The organism is Candidatus Binatia bacterium, assembly GCA_036504975.1.
GTDB lineage: Bacteria > Desulfobacterota > Binatia > UBA9968 > UBA9968 > JAJPJQ01.
Genome location: DASXUF010000124.1, coordinates 1 through 4,745, shown reverse-complemented (window position 1 = coordinate 4,745; position 4,745 = coordinate 1). Strand labels below are relative to the sequence as shown.

Here is a 4,745-nt window from a genome sequence, read left to right as displayed (position 1 = left end):
CCTGCGGCCGACAAGGCCCAACAGTCCGACGCGCAACCGGCCGATGGTTTTAACGAGAAAGGGCTGGCATACTCCGGTCTTTTTCGGCCTGATGTTCGTGCAGAGAAACGGGAAGCGCGCCTGCTTTTTCAATTCCGTGAGATGCGCGAGGCCGAAATCGAAATCGTGATTGCCGAGAGCGAGCGCGTCGTAGCCCATCAGATTCATCGCGGCGATGTCCGGCGCGCCGCGGAAAAGAGATGACATGGCGGTCCCGACCACGAGATCGCCGCTATCCAACAGGAGGACATTCCTGGCTTCTTTCCTGATCTTCTCGATGAGCGCGGCGCGGCGCGCGACGCCGCCGAGTCCTTGGTGCGGACCGCTCTCGATCGGCTGCAGCGTTCCATGGTGCTCGCTCGTGTGGAGAATCGTGAGCTTCTCCTCGGCTAGGGCAAGAGATCCCGAAAGAAGTAGGAGCAACGCGACGAGCAGCCAAGTTCCCATGATTCTCCGCAAAGTCATTACCTCAAGTGGGAGGCAATGTCCATTCAGTCTTGGTTTAAAAGTTTGGTTCTTCCGGGTTTACTGTGAAAGAATATCCACCACAGAGACGCAGGCTCCCTCGACCGCGCCTTTAGTCCCGAGCTTGTCGAGGGATCACCACGAGCGGAATTCCTTCATAGCCGCGCATCCTGAGCTTAGTCGAAGGACGCGACCTCAGCGCCTCCGCGGTGCAATATCCGATCCCTTCTTTACCACGAACTGGAACAGCGTTGGCCCGCTTACCCACACAGAAGCCTGAAGACCCAAAAGTTTAAGGTTTCAGAGTCTCAAAGTTTTCAAATTTTAAACCCTCCAACCTTTCAACGCTTAACCTGGTTTGACTTAAAACTTGCGGATGGGCTACTCTCCGCGCATGACCCATAAAATCCGTGCATCTCTTTTAGCCGCGGTTATTCTTCTCTGCGGCGCGGAAGTCCCGGCCGCCGAGAAAGCGACGCGCCCTTGGAAGATCGGCGTCTTGATCGGGCAATCCGGTCCGTCCGAAGACCAGACCATACGAGGGTTCCGCGAGGGGCTGAAAAAGCTCGGTTACATCGAACGGAAGAACGTCATCATAGAAATCAACGACCTCAAGGGCGACCGCGCCGCGCTCAAATCGGCCGCCGCCGACCTGGTCAGGAAAAAAGTCGACCTGATCTTCACCAGCGGAACTCGAACCACCCAGGCCGCGATGGAAGCGACCAGGGAAATACCGATCGTCTTTCGCCATCCGGCCGACCCGGTGAAACTGGGTTTCGTGAAGAGCATAAAACAGCCGGGAGGCAACGTCAGCGGCGTCGCCGCTTTCTCCAGCGAGACGACCGAAAAGCGTTTGGAGATTCTAAAGCAATTCGTCCCCAACGCGCGCCGCGTGCACGTCTTTTACGACTCGAACAACCCGTTCGCCAAAGAAAACTTCGCGCTGGCGAAAAACCTGGCGGCGAAAGTGGGGCTCGATGTGGCCGACCATTCGATCAAGACGCCGGACGAGTTGAAGACGGGTCTCAATGGGCTACAGAAACAGGACGGCGACGCGATCTTCGAGGTTTCGGACGACCTGGTCGAAAGCCAGGCGGACCTCATTTTCGACATGGCGCGGCAAAAGGCGCTGCCGACGATCTTCGAGGGCGCCGACTGGGCCGTCAAAGGGGCGATGTTGAGCTACGGAGCCAACTACCAACAGATGGGCCGGCAAGCGGCCGGGCTCGTGGACAAAATTTTCCGCGGACAAAATCCCAAGACTCTACCGGCGGAACGCGCCGCCAAGTACGATCTGTTGGTCAATCTGAGGATGGCCAACGCGATCGGCCTCGCGATCGCGCCGGAAACCCTCAAAAAAGCCGACAAGGTGATTCGGTAGCTTTCACCCATGGCCGAGCTGGCAGACGCGATCAGAAAAATCCCGCTGTTCTCCGCGTTGTCGCGCGAGGACGTGGCCAAAGTCCTGGGCAAGCTGGAAGAGAAAAGCTATCCCGCCGGCGCGACGATTTTCTCTCAAGGCGACAAGGGCGACGCTTTTTACTTCATCCACGCAGGGACCGTAGAGGTCGTGCTGCAGAGCGGCGGCGGAAGATCGGAGACGATCGCGGTCCTCGGACCTCAGGACTGGTTCGGCGAGATGGCGCTCCTCTCCGGCGAGCCGCGCTCGGCCACGATCGTCACCGTCAGGGAAACCACGCTCTGGCGGCTCAGCCGCGAAGCGTGGGACGAGCTGATCGAGAAGCACCCGATCTGGCTGCTTCACTTCTGCGCACTCCTCAGCAAACGGCTCGCCCACGCCGAGCATCAATATTCGACGGGCCGCGACGCCTTCAATTCCCTGGCCGAGGAATTCTATGGCTCGCGTCCGGTTCAGTCGCAGAGCTTCTTTCGCCGCGCCGCCCTGCTCACGAGGATCGATCCCGAGACGGTGGATTTCGTGATGCAGACCGATGGCGCAAAAACTTATTTTTCCCAACTGGTGTGGAGCCAGTCGCCGCTGATCCGCTCTCTCGACGGGGGAAATTCCGAGCTGCACGGCTACTTCCGCGACCTCCTGATCGAGAAACTGATCGCCCTGGAGGGGATTGAAGCCAAGCGGCGGCTCCACTCCGAGCTCGCCGGCCGCTACGAAGCGCTCAAGGATTGGCTCCAGGCCATTCATCACCGCACCGAAGCCGAAGAGTGGTCCGCAGTGGCGAACCTGATCGCCGCCCATCGACAGGAATTGCTCGACGGATCGGCGCCGCTGCTTAAACATGCCCTGGAAAAGATCCCGCCGGATTCATTTTATGCCGACCTGCGCCTGGTCCATATCAAGGCGGACACGCTCGCGCACCTGGGCGACTTCGGCGGCGCGATCCGCACTTACAAGGAAGTCATTTCGCAGCGCGGCGGGGACCTCGGCGCGGAGGCGGCGGCGCGTTACCAGAACATGGCCAACGCCTTGGTGGAAAAAAAGGACTATCCGCAGGCGCTCAATTGCCTGCGCACCGCGCTGAGCCTGCTCGACAAACAGTCCGCGACCCTGGCGGGCGACGTGAGCGAAGCTTACTGGGAGCAACAGAGATCGCGGCAGGCGACGGCCGCGCCGAAACCCGCCGCCGACGGTTCTTTGTGGGAGAAGCTCGCCGCTTCTCTGCGCGGCATGTGTAAACGAGCGTCGTTCGGAAGGTGCGTCGGCGGGGTCCTCGGCCTCGCCGTGTGGGCCTATCTCTGGTTCGCGCAACCGGAAATCGGCCTGGAGCCGGAAGCGACCAAGATCTTCGGCCTGCTCTGCTTGACGCTCATCTATTGGGCGTTCTGGGTCTTTCCCGATTACGGCGTCGCGCTGATTTTTGTCCTGGCCCTGATTCTCACGGGATTGGGCTCGGCGGAGGAAATCTTAAGCGGCTTTGCCAGCACGACCTGGTTCATGACTCTGGGAGTCTTGGGTCTGGGCGCGGCGATCACCACGTCCGGATTGTTTTACCGCATCTCGCTGCAATTGGTCCGGTTCTTCCCGTTGACTTATTATTGGCAGATCACCGCGCTGGGTCTTATGGGAGTGGTCATCACGGCGCTGATCCCGCAGCAGACCGCGCGCACCGCCATCAGCAGTCAAATGCTCCTGAACCTCTCCGAGAGTCTCGGCTACAAGACTCCGTCGAAAGCATCGACCGGCCTTTTTGTCGCGACGTTTCTGGGGCTGGGACAGTTGGGCTTTCTTTATTTGACCGGCTCGACTTCCAATCTCCTCGCCTGGGGGCTTCTGCCGAAGGACGTCCGGGCGCAGTTCACGTGGGGCTATTGGTTCCTCGCCGCTTTGCCGCCGACGCTCGTCGTCATCGCCATCGTGCTCGTCGCCATCATCTTCCTCTATCGGCCGGAGAGCCAATCGCAAATCTCATACAAGATGGTCGAGAACCAGCTCGATATCTTGGGGCCCGTGTCGCGGCAGGAATGGATCACGCTGGCGATGCTCGTTTTCATGGTAGGCGGCTGGCTCACGTTTTCCTATCATCGAATCGACAGCGCCTGGATTTCGCTGATCGGCCTCTGCGTTCTGATCAACACGGGCGTGCTCGGCTGGGGGATGGTGAAAAAAGGCATCGACTGGGAGATGTTGATTTATCTCGGCGCGACGCTCAGCATCCCGGCCGTGCTCAGCAAGGCGAAGATCGACCAGTGGCTCGTGGGCTTCATCTCTCCGATCATCATGCCCTACGTGGACCAGCCGGCGATCGCGTTCATCATCATCGCGTTGATGATCTACGCGCTGAAGCTCGTGTTCACGAGCGGGCTCGCGGTCATCACGCTCTCGATCGTCCTGATTCCGCTGGCGGTGGAAATGCAGATCAGCCCATGGATCATCGTCATGCTGATTCTGGTCGCGACCGAAGTGTGGTTTTTTCCGTTCCAGGTCGATTGGCACACGCTCGCCAACTCGACCACGGACGGGAAGGGATTCAGCTATGCCTTCATGTCGCGCATCAATCCGATCTACGCGCTCGCTTATCTCTTGGCGATCATCGCCGCGATTCCGTACTGGAGATATTTGGGGCTGATCGGTTAGTGCTGAGGGCTGAGTGCTGAGCAATGAGTATTTAGCTGACTCCATCCTCAGCACTCAGAGCTTGTGAAAAAATCGCCGATCGCCCTTCGACGGGCTCAGGACGAACGGCTAAGTCCTCGAACTTCCATCGATGTTATCCCGTTCGTGGTGAGCTTGTCGAACCATGAACGAATTTTTTCACAACCTC

At 59.1% G+C, this 4,745-nt stretch carries 3 protein-coding genes; 2 read left to right on the top strand and 1 reads right to left on the bottom strand.

All coding sequences use genetic code 11. From position 1 onward, the window contains the following. Nucleotides 1-486 (bottom strand): metallophosphoesterase (locus tag VGL70_16495; GenBank protein ID HEY3305125.1); only part of this gene is annotated, 486 nt, incomplete at its 3' end. 412 nt (nt 487-898) lie between these two features. Here VGL70_16495 and VGL70_16490 point away from each other — a divergent pair. Together VGL70_16490 and VGL70_16485 are read left to right on the top strand one after the other, a co-directional pair. Next, nucleotides 899-1,885 (top strand): ABC transporter substrate-binding protein, encoded by a 987-nt coding sequence (locus VGL70_16490; protein ID HEY3305124.1) that lies wholly within the window; start codon nt 899-901, stop codon nt 1,883-1,885. A gap of 9 nt (nt 1,886-1,894) precedes the next feature. Next, nucleotides 1,895-4,558 (top strand): SLC13 family permease, encoded by a 2,664-nt coding sequence (locus tag VGL70_16485; protein ID HEY3305123.1) that lies wholly within the window; start codon nt 1,895-1,897, stop codon nt 4,556-4,558. The last annotated feature ends 187 nt before the right edge of the window (nt 4,559-4,745 follow it).